General features: G+C 42.0%; 12 protein-coding genes. 10 read left to right on the top strand and 2 right to left on the bottom strand.

Annotated features, from left to right (window positions below):
- Positions 1-5 precede the first annotated feature (5 nt).
- Genes cysD through CLV95_RS08030 form a run of 5 tightly spaced genes read left to right on the top strand, consistent with a single transcriptional unit; the run spans position 6 to position 5,324 of the window.
- Complete coding sequence (gene cysD / locus CLV95_RS08010; RefSeq protein WP_002723424.1) at positions 6-911, top strand: sulfate adenylyltransferase subunit CysD; 906 nt, start codon at positions 6-8, stop codon at positions 909-911.
- On the top strand, positions 911-2,161 hold the full coding sequence (locus tag CLV95_RS08015; RefSeq protein ID WP_002734844.1) for a sulfate adenylyltransferase subunit 1: 1,251 nt from the start codon (positions 911-913) through the stop codon (positions 2,159-2,161). The genes cysD and CLV95_RS08015 overlap by 1 nt, the downstream gene beginning before the upstream one ends.
- Before the next feature lie 3 nt (positions 2,162-2,164).
- Positions 2,165-2,998, top strand: a complete 834-nt coding sequence (gene cobA, locus CLV95_RS08020) for a uroporphyrinogen-III C-methyltransferase (protein ID WP_002723419.1) — start codon at positions 2,165-2,167, stop codon at positions 2,996-2,998.
- Positions 2,995-3,603 carry a precorrin-2 dehydrogenase/sirohydrochlorin ferrochelatase family protein gene (locus CLV95_RS08025; RefSeq protein ID WP_002723489.1) on the top strand — a complete coding sequence of 203 codons (609 nt, stop codon included), beginning with the start codon at positions 2,995-2,997 and terminating at the stop codon, positions 3,601-3,603. Before cobA ends, CLV95_RS08025 begins: the two co-directional genes overlap by 4 nt.
- A gap of 38 nt (positions 3,604-3,641) precedes the next feature.
- Complete coding sequence (locus CLV95_RS08030; RefSeq protein WP_002735071.1) at positions 3,642-5,324, top strand: NADPH-dependent assimilatory sulfite reductase hemoprotein subunit; 1,683 nt, start codon at positions 3,642-3,644, stop codon at positions 5,322-5,324.
- Positions 5,325-5,335: 11 nt separating this feature from the next.
- On the opposite strand, the gene CLV95_RS08035 is transcribed toward CLV95_RS08030, so the two are convergent.
- Both CLV95_RS08035 and CLV95_RS08040 read right to left on the bottom strand, forming a co-directional pair.
- Positions 5,336-6,415 carry an SMP-30/gluconolactonase/LRE family protein gene (locus CLV95_RS08035; RefSeq protein WP_002735068.1) on the bottom strand — a complete coding sequence of 360 codons (1,080 nt, stop codon included), beginning with the start codon at positions 6,413-6,415 and terminating at the stop codon, positions 5,336-5,338.
- Positions 6,408-7,328, bottom strand: a complete 921-nt coding sequence (locus tag CLV95_RS08040; protein WP_002723398.1) for a M23 family metallopeptidase — start codon at positions 7,326-7,328, stop codon at positions 6,408-6,410. Before CLV95_RS08040 ends, CLV95_RS08035 begins: the two co-directional genes overlap by 8 nt.
- Before the next feature lie 62 nt (positions 7,329-7,390).
- On the opposite strand from CLV95_RS08040, the gene CLV95_RS08045 reads away from it, so the two are divergent.
- From CLV95_RS08045 to CLV95_RS08065, 5 genes are all read left to right on the top strand, one after another.
- The gene (locus tag CLV95_RS08045) at positions 7,391-8,302 is read left to right on the top strand and encodes a CPBP family intramembrane glutamic endopeptidase (protein ID WP_002723353.1); all 912 of its coding nucleotides are present in this window, start codon (positions 7,391-7,393) and stop codon (positions 8,300-8,302) included.
- Complete coding sequence (locus tag CLV95_RS08050; RefSeq protein ID WP_002735077.1) at positions 8,299-9,075, top strand: hypothetical protein; 777 nt, start codon at positions 8,299-8,301, stop codon at positions 9,073-9,075. The genes CLV95_RS08045 and CLV95_RS08050 overlap by 4 nt, the downstream gene beginning before the upstream one ends.
- Positions 9,076-9,214: 139 nt before the next feature.
- Positions 9,215-11,101 (top strand): chloride channel protein, encoded by a 1,887-nt coding sequence (locus tag CLV95_RS08055; RefSeq protein WP_002734951.1) that lies wholly within the window; start codon positions 9,215-9,217, stop codon positions 11,099-11,101.
- Between the two features lie 453 nt (positions 11,102-11,554).
- Positions 11,555-13,663: a DUF4139 domain-containing protein gene (locus CLV95_RS08060; RefSeq protein ID WP_002734890.1), complete on the top strand. Its 2,109-nt coding sequence runs from the start codon at positions 11,555-11,557 to the stop codon at positions 13,661-13,663.
- A gap of 1 nt (position 13,664) precedes the next feature.
- Complete coding sequence (locus CLV95_RS08065) at positions 13,665-15,359, top strand: mucoidy inhibitor MuiA family protein (RefSeq protein ID WP_002734999.1); 1,695 nt, start codon at positions 13,665-13,667, stop codon at positions 15,357-15,359.
- Positions 15,360-15,361: the final 2 nt, after the last annotated feature.

The following is a 15,361-nucleotide window of genomic DNA, read 5'->3' on the forward strand; positions in this document are numbered from 1 at the left end:
CAACTATGAATAGATCCAGACTTACACATCTCGAACAGCTGGAAGCGGAATCGATTTATATTCTTCGGGAAACTGCTTCTCAGTTTGAAAGACCCGCTCTTCTTTTTTCGGGCGGAAAGGATTCCATTACATTAGTGCATCTCGCGTTGAAGGCGTTTCGTCCGGGTAAGTTTCCGTTTCCACTCGTTCACATCGATACCGGTCATAACTTTCAAGAGGCTCTCGACTTTAGAGACAAACTCGCTTCCAAAATCGGCGAGAAGCTGATCATCCGTTACGTTCAGGATTCCATCGATCGTGGAAAGGCCGTAGAAGAAAAAGGAAAGTTCCCGAGTAGAAATGGAATTCAAACCGTGACACTTTTGGATACGATCTCGGAATTCAAGTTCGACGCTTGTATCGGTGGTGCCCGCAGGGACGAAGAAAAAGCCAGAGCGAAAGAAAGGGTCTTTTCGGTTCGAGACGAATTCGGTCAATGGGATCCGAAACTGCAAAGACCCGAACTTTGGAATATCTACAACGGCAAGATCAGTCCGGGCGAGAATGTCCGCGTTTTCCCGATTTCCAACTGGACCGAGTTGGACGTTTGGGAATACATCCGAAAGGAAAACATTGCCCTTCCTTCCTTATATTTTTCTCATAAACGACAAGTGATCTATCGCGAGAATCTTCTCTTCCCTGTGTCGAAGTTTATCACGATAGATGCAAACGATCGTGTGGAAGACAAGATCGTTCGTTTTCGCACAGTGGGGGATATGACTTGTACCGCAGCTGTGGATTCGCAAGCGGATAATATCGACGACATCATCCTCGAAATCCAAACAACTCGGACTACCGAAAGAGGTTCTAGACTCGACGATAAACGTTCCGAAGCGGCTATGGAAGACAGAAAAAGAGGAGGATACTTCTGATGGATTTATTACGTTTTATCACTGCGGGAAGCGTGGATGACGGAAAATCCACGTTGATCGGAAGACTTCTTTATGATAGCAAATCGATCTTTGAGGACCAACTCGAAGCGATCGAAAAAACCGCGCGTGGAAACAACGGACAAATCAACTTGGCTCTTCTTACCGACGGCCTCAAGGCCGAAAGAGAACAGGGAATTACGATTGACGTCGCTTATAAGTATTTTTCAACTCCGAAACGAAAGTTCATCATTGCCGATGCTCCGGGTCACGTTCAATACACACGGAACATGGTGACGGGTGCGTCTAACTCCAATTTGGCGATCATCTTGATCGACGCACGGAAGGGCGTAATCGAACAAACCTATCGCCATTCTTACATCGCTTCGATGCTTCGGATTCCTCACCTCGTTGTTTGTGTCAACAAGATGGACTTGGTAGAATTCTCCCAAGCTCGTTACGAAGAAATCAAAGCGGAATATCTGAACTTCGCGTCTCGATTGGACATTAAGGATATTGAATTTATTCCGATCAGCGCTCTCAATGGAGACAACGTGGTCGATAAGTCCGAAAATCTTTCCTGGTATGAAGGACGCACTTTGCTCAGTCATCTCGAAGAAGTTTATATTGAAAGTGATGAGAACATAGAAGACGCTCGTTTTCCAGTTCAATACGTGATTCGTCCTCTTTCCGACGAACATCATGACTATAGAGGTTACGCGGGTCAGGTTCGTAGCGGAATTTTCAGAAAGGGTGATTCGATCACAGTTCTTCCTAGCGGGTTTACAAGTACGATCGAGGCCATCGATACTTACAACCTGGAAGTGGAAGAGGCGTTTCCTCCTATGTCCGTTACAATCCGTTTAAAAGACGAAATCGATATTTCCCGAGGGGACATGATCGTCCAATCCGCCAACCTTCCTGTCGTCTCTCAGGATTTGGAAGCTAATATCTGTTGGATGGATTCAAAAGTTTTATTATCCGGAAATAAATATTTACTTCGCCAGACGACCAATGCTGTAAAGGCAATCGTAAAAGAAATCGAATTCAAAATTGCCCCCGATACCCATGAAAAACAGGATGCATCGAAAGGCCTTACATTAAACGAAATTGGTAAAATCAAAATCCGGACCGCAAAACCTGTGAGCTTTGACGAATATAGAACCAACCGCTCCACTGGAAGTTTTATCCTCGTGGACGAGGGAACCAATTCCACCGTCGGTGCGGGAATGATTACCGGAGTCGGAGCCTAATTCGTGTTAAACGCCGATACCGATAAAGATCTTAAACCAGGCAAGGTTTATCTTGTCGGAGCCGGACCGGGAAATCCGGAAGATTTGACTTTGCGGGCGTATCGAATTCTCGCTAAGGCCGAAGTCATTTTATATGATGCACTTTTAGATCCTTCGTTTCTCGAAGTTTTTCCCAAAGACGCCGTCATTCACTACGTAGGGAAACGTTCCGGCGCACATTCCGCGACTCAGGAAGAGATTAACCAGCTTCTTCTTTCCTACGCTCTTCAAGGAAAAAATGTGGTTCGTCTAAAAGGCGGAGATCCTTTCGTCTTCGGAAGAGGTGGGGAAGAATTAATTACATTAATTAATCATAATATAACTTACGAGATCATTCCCGGAGTCAGTTCTTTGAATGCGGGTTCGTCTTTTGCCGGTTTCCCGTTGACTCACAGAGGTTTGTCCCGTCAGGTTTTGATCATGGACGGTCATACCGTTCTGAGCGAAGAGACCGATTGGACTTGGTTCGCGAAGTTTAAAGGAACGATCGCGCTTTTTATGGGAACAGCTTCCCTTCCTAAAATCGCAAAACTACTTTTACAACACGGAAGTGATCCCGACTTGCCGGTGGCTCTCGTCGAAAATGCTTCTTTAGAAAATTGTAATATTCAAACTTGTGCCCTTAAGGATGCGGCGCATTTTTGTCTTGAAAAAAAGACAAAAGGTCCTGGAATCATTTATATCGGAAAAGTAGTCCGATTTCTGGAAAACAAAAGATCGATTTCAACTTTCTCTCAAGATTTAGGAGGAACCCGGTTTGATCAGGTTTTCTCCGAAATTCAAGGAAAAAAAGAATGAGTCGAAAATATCCCGCTTTCTTGAATTTAGAAAATAAGAATATTCTATTGATCGGCGGAGGGAAAGTGGCTTTTGAAAAGTTACCTCATCTCATCGATTCAGGTGCGAAAATCACCTTGATAACTTTGGAGGCTTGCAGGGAAGTAGCTCAAGTTTTAGAGAAACATCCGGAAATCAAAGTGGAATATAGATCCGTGGAATTTTCGGACCTTCAAGGGAAAACCCTTGTTTTTTCCGCGACTAACGATTCCGATTTAAACGCTAGACTTGCCGACTACGCTCATTCTTGGAAAATCTGGATCAATTGTGCGGACGATCCGTCCAACTGCGACTTCTATTCCGCGGCGGTTTTAGATCGCGGACTGGTTCGAGTTGCGATTTCTACGGAAGGAAATTTTGCCGGAATTTCCGGAGCCGTCAAAGTCGTTTTGGAAGAGCTCATTCCGGATGAACACGAGGAAGAGTTTAAAGAACTCATGCAATTGAGAAAAGAATTGAAGTCAATTTTACCGAGTCCGGAAAGCAGAAGAAAAGTCCTTAAAGAGTTATTACAGAACCTCAAAGATGGTTATTTTAAGGTTTCGACCGACTCAAAGAGAATATAACGAAACTATAAATCTGAAAAAGGAAAAAGATCCAAACCATGTCGGAAACGAAAGAACTATCACCAGTCGAAGAAATTAAATTGAACTCAAGGAATCTGAGAGGAAAAATCGCGGAAGGTTTAGACCGAAACATTGATTCCTACGAGGAAGACGAGAAACAATTACTTAAATTCCACGGACTTTACCAGCAAAAAGATAGGGACCGCAAAAAAGACGAAAGCGGAAACGATCTCGAAGCTCCTACCAGCTTTATGATTCGTGGGAGAATTCCCGGAGGGAGACTTACTCCCGAGCAATACTTAGTTTGGGATGAATTGGGGGATAAATTTGGAGGTGGAGCGATTCGTTTAACAACGAGACAATCGGTTCAGCTTCATACATTAAGGATTTTTCATCTCCGCGACGTAATGAAAGCGATTCACGAAGTAAATCTCTCAAGTATGGGAGCGTGCGGAGACGTTGTGCGTAACGTGACTCAAGCCGTAAATCCTCTTGGAAAAAAAGAACTTCAGCTTCTCGACGGGGTTTCTCAGATTTTATCCGATCACTTTAAGTACAAAACAAACGCTTATGCCGAAGTATGGTTAGGCGACAAACAACTCAACAAAGACGAGGAAGAGACGATCTACGGAAAAACGTATCTTCCTAGAAAGTTTAAAATTGCCGTTACTCTTGCGGGAAACAACACCGTGGACATCTATGCAAATGATATGGGGTTTGCGGCGACTCTTTCCGTAAATGGAAAGATTGACGGTTATTTCGTGTTTGCCGGAGGAGGTTTCGGAATGACTCATAATAAACCGGAAACCTTCGCACGTGCCGCAAGCCTTCTTGGATGGATTCCCGAAAGTGCATTGATCCCGGTTGCGGAAGCGATCGTAACAGCTCATAGAGATTTCGGAGATAGAACTAATCGGAAACACGCTCGTTTGAAATATGTTCTCGCAGAAAAGGGAGTGGATTGGTTTAGATCGGAAGTGGAATCCCGTTCCAATGTAAAATTGGATACGGATAAATCCCTTCCAAGTTGGAAGACTCCTTCTTATTTGGGTTGGAATGAAAGAGAAGACGGAACCCTTTCTCTCGGGTTTCATACTCTTGCAGGAAGAATCAAGGATTTTCCCGGAAGACCTTTGAAGTCCGCCCTGAGAGAAATCATCGGTATTTACAAATTACACGTTCAGATCACGGCGGATCAGGATTTGATTCTCATCGGAATCCAAAAATCGGATCGTGAAAAGATCGAAAAAAGATTACAAGAATTGAATGTACCTTGGAAAAGCCCTTCCCCTCTTTATGATCGCGCACTTGCTTGTCCGGCGCTTCCGACTTGTGCGCTTGCGTTGACGGAATCGGAACGTTCTTTTCCCGAAGTTCTGAACGGAATCCAAAACGTTTTGGATAAACTCGGGCTCGGCGATAGAGCTCCTGTGGTTCGTATGACCGGATGTCCGAACGGATGTGCAAGACCTTATTCTGCGGAAGTGGGAATCGTAGGTCAGCAAGCTGGAGGAAAATACTCATTATTTTTCGGGGCGGATTCCGAAGGAACCAAGGTCGGCGAATATGTGGCTAAGAAAGTCGCTCTTGCGGATATTCCAGCTCAATTGGAAAAAGTTTTCGTACTCTGGAAAGAAGAAGGAGACTCCGATGAGAAATTCGGAGATTTCGTAAATAGATTCCCTCTCGAAAGATTCAGAGAAGTATTGGGATCTATGTAAGGATTAGAATATTAGAAAAATTGAATTTCTTCGACTATCGGTTTCATTTTAGCGATTTTACCGGTGGTCGAAGAAACGAGATAGATATTTCCCGCGTGTTTTAAAACCGCCGTAATTCCCGTAACGGAAGAACCCGAAAAATCCTGATAATTGGCCGTAATATCTCCGAAATCGTTTAACCCGAATATCAAACCTCTGGGTGTATTTCTAGCAAAAAGAAAATTCGGTAGGCCCGTCAGTAAATTTTTAATTCCGGGATACTCCTGAATCTTATCCAAAACCTCGTTTCTAAAATAAGGAACTCCAATCCAAAAAGAACCGGAGTTTCCGGTAATCAAAGCCGGAAGTCCCGGGATGTTCGTGAGAAAAAATTTTTCCACACCTTTTTTTTGGCCCGACAATGGGATAGAAGAAATCCTGTGACGAAACGGTTCCGATACGAGTAAAAATTGTTCGTTGGATGATAACGCGATCCCCGTGGGATAAAACAGACTTTCATTCAAAATTTCTAATGAATTAATATCTTTATCCGCCGTTAAAATCATTCCATCTGATTTGGAGGAGAGCTCCTCTAAAAATGATTCTTTGAAAGAGTAAGATCGACTGGAAACGGTGAAATAAATTTTCCCGTTTTTAGTCACATCGATTCCGTGTGGAAATCGAAGCGGGGAACCGTCCGGAAGTTTAGAAATCAGAATTCTTTGAGAACCACTTTTATTGATCTCTACAATTCCGATTTCTTCCACACAAACCAAGAGATTTCCATTTGAGTCAAAAACCATTCCCAACGGCCTTCCCTCGAGGATCGCAAATGTTTCTACCTTTTCATTGGTACGGATTCGTACAATTTTGTAATCTGCGGTTCCGGTATAAACAAAACCGGAGGTATCAATTGCAATTCCGTAAGGTTGGTTTAAAGTTTCCTTATGGATCCACTCCGATTCCAAGAGAAAATTATTTTTTCCGGGATCAAAGGGAGAATCGGAAAGATATTCGTTGGTACTTTTATTCGAACGTAAAAATAAAAAACCCAAGAAAAATAGAGAAAGAAATATCAGTACTGAAAAAAAGTGAAAAATTTTTTTAAACATGATCCCTAAACACAGGTTTTTGTCTTTGATTGAATCTTCTGACTTCAAAATGCAAATGATTTCCCGTTGCTCTTCCGGTTTGGCCTACTTCTCCGATTTTTTGACCTTTGCTGACTTTTTCGCCGGGACGTACAGAAATGGAGCTTAGATGTCCGTATAAGGTTTCGTATCCGAGTTTATGACCTAGAACGATCAAATTTCCATATCCTCCTTTTTTATCGGAAAAGTAAACTTCTCCATCTGCAGAAGCATAAACCGGAGTTCCTTCTTCGGCAGCGATGTCCAATCCGCCGTGAAAGGTTTCTTTTCTGGTAAATGGATCTTTTCTTTTTCCAAAACGAGAGGATACGATTCCTGCTTCGCCCAAAGGACGATTAAAAGCCATTCCGTAAAAGAAAGATTTTTCTTCTTTCGGAAGTCCTTTTCCGGGAATAAACCAAAGTCCTTTATTCTCATCGAAAAAGATGAACTTCTGCACGAGGTTGTATTTCTTAGAAAGTTTTTTTTGAACCGAAGAAGAATTCTCCTTTTCCTCCAGATCGTAAATTCCTCGCATGTTGGGAATTAAAAGTTCCATCCCGGGATAGATATCATAGGGAGAGGAAAGGCAATTGACCGATGAAATCGTATCGATGTCCATTCCGGTTCGAGCCATAATTTTAAAGAAATTGTCTTCTTTCCTTACGATGTATCGATAAAATTCAAGGGAAGTGAGTTCCGACTTTTCCAGATTGGAGACGGATACTTTTAGATTGTTTTTGACGTCCTCTCGGAGCCTTTTTATCGATTGATTGTTGTAATCTAAATTTTTTAGAAGTTCCGATTTTTGGCGGGAGTCGACCGGACTTTTAAAAAAAACAACGGTTAAAAACAAGGTAACGAACCCGATTGGATACTGGAAAGAGCGTTTCATGGTCTTATACGTGTAGAATCGGCTGATTCTAAAAAAACAATGACGCAAAAAAAGAAACAGAAATGTTTGTAACCAAGACTCCCGATCCAATGGAATCCTTAGAAAATATCGACAATCCGCAAAAGAAACCGTTCGAACCGATTTTGATAGCGTTTCAACAATTTCTCGTTCTGATTCTTGGAACGTATGTTCTTCTTCCTTTAATTGCCACTTCGATCGTTCTTACAGTTTTGATTTCCGAAGAACTTCCGAGTGATTTTCCGTATTTGGACGGTAATACGAGAGCGGAAATTTATAAACAGACGACTGAAAAATTTCAGAAAGAAATCCAAACCGATAACAAACGAATTTATCGGCGTTATATCGAGGTGATGGTAAGAGAGAAACCCTGGCTTTTGATTGTGGATCGATTGATCTGGGCACTTTGTTTTATTCTTCCCGCTTATTTTATTTTGGCTCGATTTTTTAAGGCGGAATTCACAGATCTCAGCGATTCTTTTGATCTCAAGACGATGTTCACCGGTGCAGGACTTGGGGCCTTAGTTTTTCTATTTGTGATCGTCTTCGGTTTTTTTCTAACTAAGATTTTCGGTAAACAAACTCCGAATGAATTTCAAGAGGCGCTTTTTAAGGAAATGAAAGGAAACCGGTCTTTGTTACTCTGGTCTCTTTATAGCGTTGGTCTGGTCACGGGAATTGTGGAGGAAGTTTTTTTTCGGGGATTTTGCCTGAAACAATTCCAAGGAAGAGGATTGGAAATACCCGGTCTTCTTTTTACATCCGTCGTTTTTGGTTTGGTACATTACGGCGAACAATCTTCCATCAGCGTTCCGATTCTACTCAGTTTTGTCGGAATGTTTTTCGGGCTTTTTTATCTGAGAACGGGAAATATCTGGTATTCCATCTCGGCACACGTTAGTTACAACTCTATTATGTTATTGATCGCTTATATCAAAGGAGGGGAACTTCAGTGAACCGCTGTCCCAGACTCCTTCTTATTTTGATTCCGTTTTTCCTAACGTTTCGTTCTGTTTTCGCGTCCGAGGTGATGGAACTCGAGGGAAATATCGAAGAAAACAACATAAAAATCTCGGCCGCATTGAACAAGCTTGCAGAAGGTTCCGTAAAATTCAGCAAGAAGACAAAGGGATTCAAATATCATTATACGAATCCTTGGTATTCCAAATATTCGTTCGATATCTATTTGGGGGAATTTGCAAAACGTGATAACGTGAGCATTATGAGAATCGAAGCTCCGAAATATGGAATGGAAAAGGCGTTTCGAGATTATTTTAAAGAAGAGTTACAGAAGAAAGACGCAACCGGAATCGGCTCGACTTCCGGAACCATACGTGATGAAAGAATCGAAAGGTTGGAGAAGAAATCCCATTTCGTATCTCAAGGATTAAATTTGATCTCCCCTGCGTTATCCGTTTTTTACAATTCTCGAAAATCTCCGATTTATACTCCAGGGGATACGTTAACAAGGGCCTCTTTTTATATTCTTACTGATTTGTTGATCGGAGGACTTGCATATTATTTCGCGATGAACAACAATCATAAAAAGAGCATGATGGACAATCTTTTGGGTAAAGAAGGTCCTAGCGGAAACGTTTTTGAATCCAAATACGGCGGTGTCGTAATCGCCGCGATTGTGATTCCAAGATTGTATAGGATGACCGGCTCGGTGGAAGATACCACGACTCATAATCGTTTGTTCGAATTGTCTTATACTTTTAAATATTAGAACCCGTTTAAAAATAGCCTATAATATCTTGAAATAACGTTTTGAGACAAAGTAGGATTTTGAAGTTCTAGAAATTTTAGAGTTGGTCCTAAAAATAAGATCAAAACTTTAAATTTCTTTGAGAATGACCGACGCAGTTATGAAGATGGAAAAAGTAAAACAACCCATTTTTCGAATCAGCGGCAGAAGATCCTTATACCTTTATTGTATTCTTACCGGAATCGTTTCTGGGTTGGGGGCCTTTTTATTTTCAAGAATTCTTGCCGTATGCGAATACTTATTTTTAGATCGTGCGGCAGGTCTTTCGCTTCCACATGCTTCCGGAGAATTTCTCATCGATTCCAACGACACATTACATTGGGGGATTCCTTTTTCGGATGAATATAGACCTTGGGTTTTGTTTTTTCTTCCAATCATCGGAGGATTACTTACCGGTTGGATCGTAAACCGTTTTTCACCCGAATCGGGGGGGACGGGTTCGGATGCGATGATCGATTCCTTTCACAATCAGGAAGGAAGAATGAATCCCGTCGTTTCACTCGTCAAGTCCATCGCGACTGTTTTTACACTAGCAAGTGGAGGGAGCGGCGGAAAAGAAGGTCCGATCTCACAAATCGGAGCGGGTTTCGGATCCTTACTTGCTACTCTTTTGAAAGCCGGAGCAAGAGCGAGACGAACACTTTTACTTGCCGGGACGGCGGGAGGTTTAGGCGCGATCTTTCATGCTCCGTTGGGGGGGGCGTTGACGTCGGTGGAAATGATCTATCGGGAGGATATCGAAAGTGATTCTTTGATTCCCTGTATTATTTCTTCGGTTTCTGCTTACTTAGTGTATTCCGGCCTGAACGGTTTTAATACGGTGTATCGAGTTACCGGCACTGAATTTTTGAGGTATACCGATCTGATTTTTTATTTAGGTCTGGGAGTTCTTTGTTTTCTGTGCGGGGATATATTCATTCGGATTTTTAGAAAGGTACAGAACTTTTCCGCGCATCTCAAGATTTCTCCGGTTTTGAAACCTGCGTTAGGCGGAATATTTGTGGGAACCGTCGGGCTTTTTTTACCGGAGACGATCGGAACCGGAGCGGGAATTCTTCAAGTTGCATTGGACGGAAAGGATCCCGTCGGAGTATCGGGAATCTTTTCGTCGATGTTTCAAAGTTCAGGGCTTTGGTTGATCGCGTTGTTTTTTATTTTAGCGGGAGTGAAAATTCTTACCACTTCGTTTACCGTCGGAACCGGAGGTTCTGCGGGAATGTTCGGGCCTTCTCTTTTTATCGGAGGAATGTTAGGCGGAGGAGTCGGAACTTTTGCAAAGATTTTCGTTTATCCCGATCTTTCCGTTACGTCGTTTATTTTGGTGGGAATGGGGGCCTTTTACGCGGGTGTTGCAAGTGCTCCAATTGCGGGAATGATTATGATCTGTGAAATGATCGGGAGCTACATGTTGCTTCCCCCTTTGATGGTAGTTTCGATTTTAACGTTTGTGTTAAGTCACAAATTGAGTTTATATCGTGCACAGAAAGAAACAAGATTTCAATCTCCCGCACATTTTTGGGATATGAACCGAGACTTTTTGGAAGAAATTCAAGTCAAAACTTGTACAAATCGGTTGCGAACAATTGCGGTAACTCGGGATCATTTTTTGCTTTCTGAACTTGAGGAAGAGGCGTTAAAAATTCAAGCGAGCGACTACGTGGTTCTCGATCGGGAAAATCGATATCTGGGAATTTTATCTCTTCGAAAAGCAAGACATACTCTTGAATCCAGAGACGTCATCAGCAATTTAATTACTGTTGGAGATGTTACGGATGTTTCGGCTCCGTTTGGAAAGCTGGAAGACTCCCTAGCCACTCTTTTAAAGATCTTGATCGATCGGGATCTGGATAAAATCGCGATCGTCGAGGAGAATCAGTTTATCGGATATCTTCGTTTTGCGGATCTCATGAAAATATATTTCGAAAATACCTTTTCTAAAAGTGCAAAATCATCGGATTCTGCTCCGAAAATTAAGATATACCTTTAAAATGATACGGGTTCCGATCTAAATTTTAGTTTATGTTTTTCTTATGTATTTAGTCTTAACTATTTAGATTTGTAAACCGTCTCTGAAAGCGGATGATCTTCGACGTAGTAACTGCAAATCATCGACAGTAAAAGTCAACAAATACTCCCATTCAAATTATTCCGCAGTGTCGGGGTTGATGACCTTATTCTGTTAAAACTCGTCTTAGAGCCGGTCTCAAAACCTGAAGAAAAATATCTCTAGACGATCCGGCAAGTTTTTAAAAAACGTGAAAGTTTCCACAGAAACCGTCGCATTGGCGGTTTTCTCTCGTCGTTTAAAATTGTAATAGCTCCTACATTCCTAAGGTTTTGAGACCGGCTCTTAACTGTTTGGGAAAAGGGTTGACCCAATTCGGAATCAATGTTTCTTTTTCGTGGATAAGAAGCCTGGCTTTCCGGAAATTTAAATCATATGCGACAATCTATTCTACCGTTGCGAATTGAAAAAAAATTATTTCTAAATCTGGTCCTGATTTTTTTAACCTTGGCGGCTTCTCCTGCGAAAAGCCAAGACGAGCCGGAAGTCAGGGATCAAAACACAGACGGCGAACGAATTTCAGCCGCGATCGAGAAAACGGATCCTTCCCGAATTCAATCCGTAGTTTTATATTCCAGTTTTGCGTACGTTACAAGAAATCTTCGAACTAAAATCAAAGCTGGAAGTTCGGAAATTTATCTTGGAGAAATCCCGGACCGAGTTTCGGAAAGAACGATTTCGGTTCGTTTTCCGGATTCTTCCAAGAAAATTAAGATTCGCGGTATCCGAGGTAGGATTCGAGTAGAGAGAAAAGCGAGAACAAAGGAGATCGCTTCTCTTTTAAGAAGACAGGATATACTCAATGATCAGATAGAATTTTTGAGTTCGGAAATCCAGGAGTTACTCGAAGAAGAAAAGACGATCGTAAAAATCTCTCCGGTGATCAAAAGAGATCCAGCTCCTCAAGAGGAAATTGCAGATCCGGAATTCCTATCCGGATTTCAAAAACAATATCAAGAATATCTCAATCAGTTGTCTTTGCTACGTCGGAAGAAATTGGAAGCCTTAGATCAGATCCGGGAAGAACGTTTGGTCGTAGACGCTAGTTTGGATCATTTCGGTCGATTGGAAACGAAACAAAAAAAAGAAATTTATCTCGAGGTCGAAACATCGGAGGATACGGAAACTTCGATCGAATATAAATACTTGATTTCGGGCGCGAGTTGGTTTCCGAGATATTCCCTTCAACTTACGGAAGAATCCAGAAGCGGTTATTTGAGTTGGTTTGCCCTTGTTCGAAACGATACGGGAGAAGATTGGGAAAAGGTGAAACTTTTTTTTACGGCTTCCAATCCTGATTTGGATATAGATCTTCCGATCGTAAGAGAGTGGAGAATTCAAACACAAACTTCGATAGAAGACTCTAAACAAGTCTACAAAGAGGATGTTGAAAGTTATGCCGCTCAAGATATTTCTCCTTCTTCCGGTAAGGCCGCCCCGGAAAAACTAAAGGAAGCGGAGGCTCCAAGAAAAAAGAGCAAACGTTCAACTTCCAAGTCTGGAATTAACATTCACGGCAACATTTCTGATAAGTCCGCTGCGGCTCCTATGGAACAATCCCGTCAGATCATTCAGGAAAATTATTCCAATCGAGCAAATTCTCTCCGCACGGAAGATAATCTGAATCAGCTTAAGACGGATTTAGCCAATCAACAGGATAATTTCAATGGCGGCCGATACGACCAGGCAAACTATTACGGACAAGAAGCTCTTAAAAAATTCTCGAAACTTTCGGATTTCTCCCGTAAGGAGTTGAATTCAATCGAAACATATACAGAAGAATTGATTCGTAAGGGAAGTTTGATTCTTTCTTCCCAAAAAATTCCGGGCGGTTTGATTCCCCCTTCCTCTCTGGAAGGATTCGATTATCAATACGTTTCCGGAATTTCGGAAACAATCCCGTCCGATAGGTCTTTCAATAAGGTTTTTTTAAAGAAGAAATCGCTCTCATTGACTCCAGGTTATTTTGCTTCGCCTCTTGCCGGCCCGGGGGCTTATCTTACCGTGGAAGCGTCGAACTCGGAAGGAGAACCTTTGCTTGCGGGGCCGATGGAGGTTTTTTCCGGAAATACTCTCTTGGGGAACACGGTCCTCAATACGAGCAAACCGGGGGAAACGATTCGAATGGAACTCGGTCAAGACCGGGATATTCTTGTGAACCGAAGGGAAACTTCTTTTGAACAAAAAGAGGGAGTCATTTCCTCCCGAACAAAAATCAAATACAAGATAAGTATCGAAATCAAAAACCGTAAAAAAAGAAACACGATTCTTACGCTCATCGACCGTGTTCCGTATACAGTCGACGACAGTGTGGAAATTAAATTCGAATTCGGAAAAGATCCTCCTTCTAAAAACGAAGAAGGGATTTTGACTTACAAGATGGAACTACCTCCCGGAGGAAAGAAAATTATAGAATTTGAATATTCCGTGAGCCATCCGGCCGAAAATCGACTAATCCGGACTCCGGGCTCTGGAGGATACTGAGATGAGTAACTTAAAATACAGAATTCTGTTTCACAAAACACTCCGATTCGAAATTTTCGATTTTAGATTGTGGTCGTCTTCTTTGTTTTTCTGTTTCTCCGTTCTTATAATTTTTCCTTTGAATGCAAGAGAAGTGGAATTGAAAGTGCAAGATGTAACTTTATATGAATCTTCCGCAGGAGTTTTAAGAAGCGGTAAGATCAATTTGGAGCCGGGAATCAACGAACTTATGATTCGAAACTTACCGGTTGCACTCCAAGACGAATCCTTGGTTGCATCAGTGGAAACAGCGGGAGCTTCCGTAGTAGGTTCTAGTACTTGGATTGAGACGGGAGTTGTAATTCACAACAAAGATGTTTTGGAGTTACAGAAGAAGATTCGCGTTTTGGAAAGGGAAATAGAAGATTATGAAAGTAGGAATTCCAACCTCGGAAATTTGAGAAGGATTCTTGTGGATACAAGATCGAAACTAACCGAGATGATTTCCAAAAATCTGTTCTACAAAAAGAACGAGGTAGATGCCAAAAAGTGGTTTCAGACTCTTTCCGGAAATCGACAAGCGATTCAGGTTGTGTTGAGTTCCGATCAGGAAGTCGGTCGTACCATCAAGGATCTTCGAAAAAAACTTTCCGAACTGCAAGACAAATTGAGTGTGATTCTTTCCTTATCTGAAAAATCCTCTAGAATTACGAAAATTCTCGTGAGTTTTACCGAAGCCGAAAAAAAAGAAGTAAAACTAAATCTAACGTACCGGACGGGAGGAGTTTCTTGGAAGCCTTTCTACTCGGTTCGTATGGACGGAAGAGAAAAAATCGAGTTTGAATATCTTGCGGAGATCAATCAGGAGAGCGGGGAGGATTGGAATAATATTAATCTTTTATTATCTACTTCCAGCCCTGACATAAGCGGAAGGAGACCGCGTCTTTCCAGTCAAAGAGTATACGATCAAAAAAAGAAAACGGATAAGGACGGGCTTGTCACTTTTCAAAGCCAAAGTATTACGGAAGAATCTAATATTGTATCGGAAATGGAATCTCCCGAAGCCGGAACTGATCCCACAACCGGAAATAGCGAAGAATCGGGAAGCGGGTTTCTATTCCGTTACTCAAAGCCGATTACTCTTTTTTCTCGGAAAGAGTCCAAAAAGTTGTCCTTGGTATCTTTCACGACGGACGCCACATTTACGGCTTTATATGTTCCCGCTTTAAAACATTATCCGCTCATTAAAGGAAGTTTTAAAAATATTTCCGGGTTTCCCATTATTCCCGGAGAAACGGCTGTGTTTCGTCAAGCGGGCATGGTGGGAAAGTCCGGCTTCGGTTATATCAGCCCTGGAGAAAAGGCGGAAATATCTTTCGGTTCTGAAAACGAAGTGCGAGCGATTTACAGAAAGGAATCGAATCAAACCAAAGAGGGAATTCTTTCAGGGACGAAGGTTGTTGAAAAGCTAATTCGAGTAGAGCTTGAAAATTTCGGAAAAGAATCCAGAACGATTTCCTTTCAAGAATCGATTCCGGTTTCCGGAGTAGAAAACGTAAAGGTTTCCATCGATTCTGTTACGACTCCAGGTTATGCGGAAGTGAGAAAAGATTCCGGAATTCTTGAATGGAAACTGGATTTGAGACCGAGTCAAAAACAAGAGATCAAACTCAAATATAAGGTCAGCTTTCCTGCCGAATTCGATCTAAACCTGTAACG

It is taken from the genome of Leptospira borgpetersenii serovar Javanica, assembly GCF_003046425.1.
In the GTDB taxonomy this organism is placed as follows: domain Bacteria; phylum Spirochaetota; class Leptospiria; order Leptospirales; family Leptospiraceae; genus Leptospira; species Leptospira borgpetersenii.

Bases quoted from the DNA above. Each gene is read 5' to 3' on its own strand.
- CLV95_RS08055 (WP_002734951.1), top strand. From the start codon at position 9,215: ATGAAGATGGAAAAAGTAAAACAACCCATTTTTCGAATCAGCGGCAGA.
- CLV95_RS08025 (WP_002723489.1), top strand. From the start codon at position 2,995: ATGAGTCGAAAATATCCCGCTTTCTTGAATTTAGAAAATAAGAATATT.
- CLV95_RS08060 (WP_002734890.1), top strand. From the start codon at position 11,555: ATGCGACAATCTATTCTACCGTTGCGAATTGAAAAAAAATTATTTCTA.
- CLV95_RS08030 (WP_002735071.1), top strand. From the start codon at position 3,642: ATGTCGGAAACGAAAGAACTATCACCAGTCGAAGAAATTAAATTGAAC.
- CLV95_RS08035 (WP_002735068.1), bottom strand. From the start codon at position 6,415: ATGTTTAAAAAAATTTTTCACTTTTTTTCAGTACTGATATTTCTTTCT.
- CLV95_RS08045 (WP_002723353.1), top strand. From the start codon at position 7,391: ATGTTTGTAACCAAGACTCCCGATCCAATGGAATCCTTAGAAAATATC.
- cysD (WP_002723424.1), top strand. From the start codon at position 6: ATGAATAGATCCAGACTTACACATCTCGAACAGCTGGAAGCGGAATCG.
- CLV95_RS08065 (WP_002734999.1), top strand. From the start codon at position 13,665: ATGAGTAACTTAAAATACAGAATTCTGTTTCACAAAACACTCCGATTC.
- CLV95_RS08040 (WP_002723398.1), bottom strand. From the start codon at position 7,328: ATGAAACGCTCTTTCCAGTATCCAATCGGGTTCGTTACCTTGTTTTTA.
- CLV95_RS08015 (WP_002734844.1), top strand. From the start codon at position 911: ATGGATTTATTACGTTTTATCACTGCGGGAAGCGTGGATGACGGAAAA.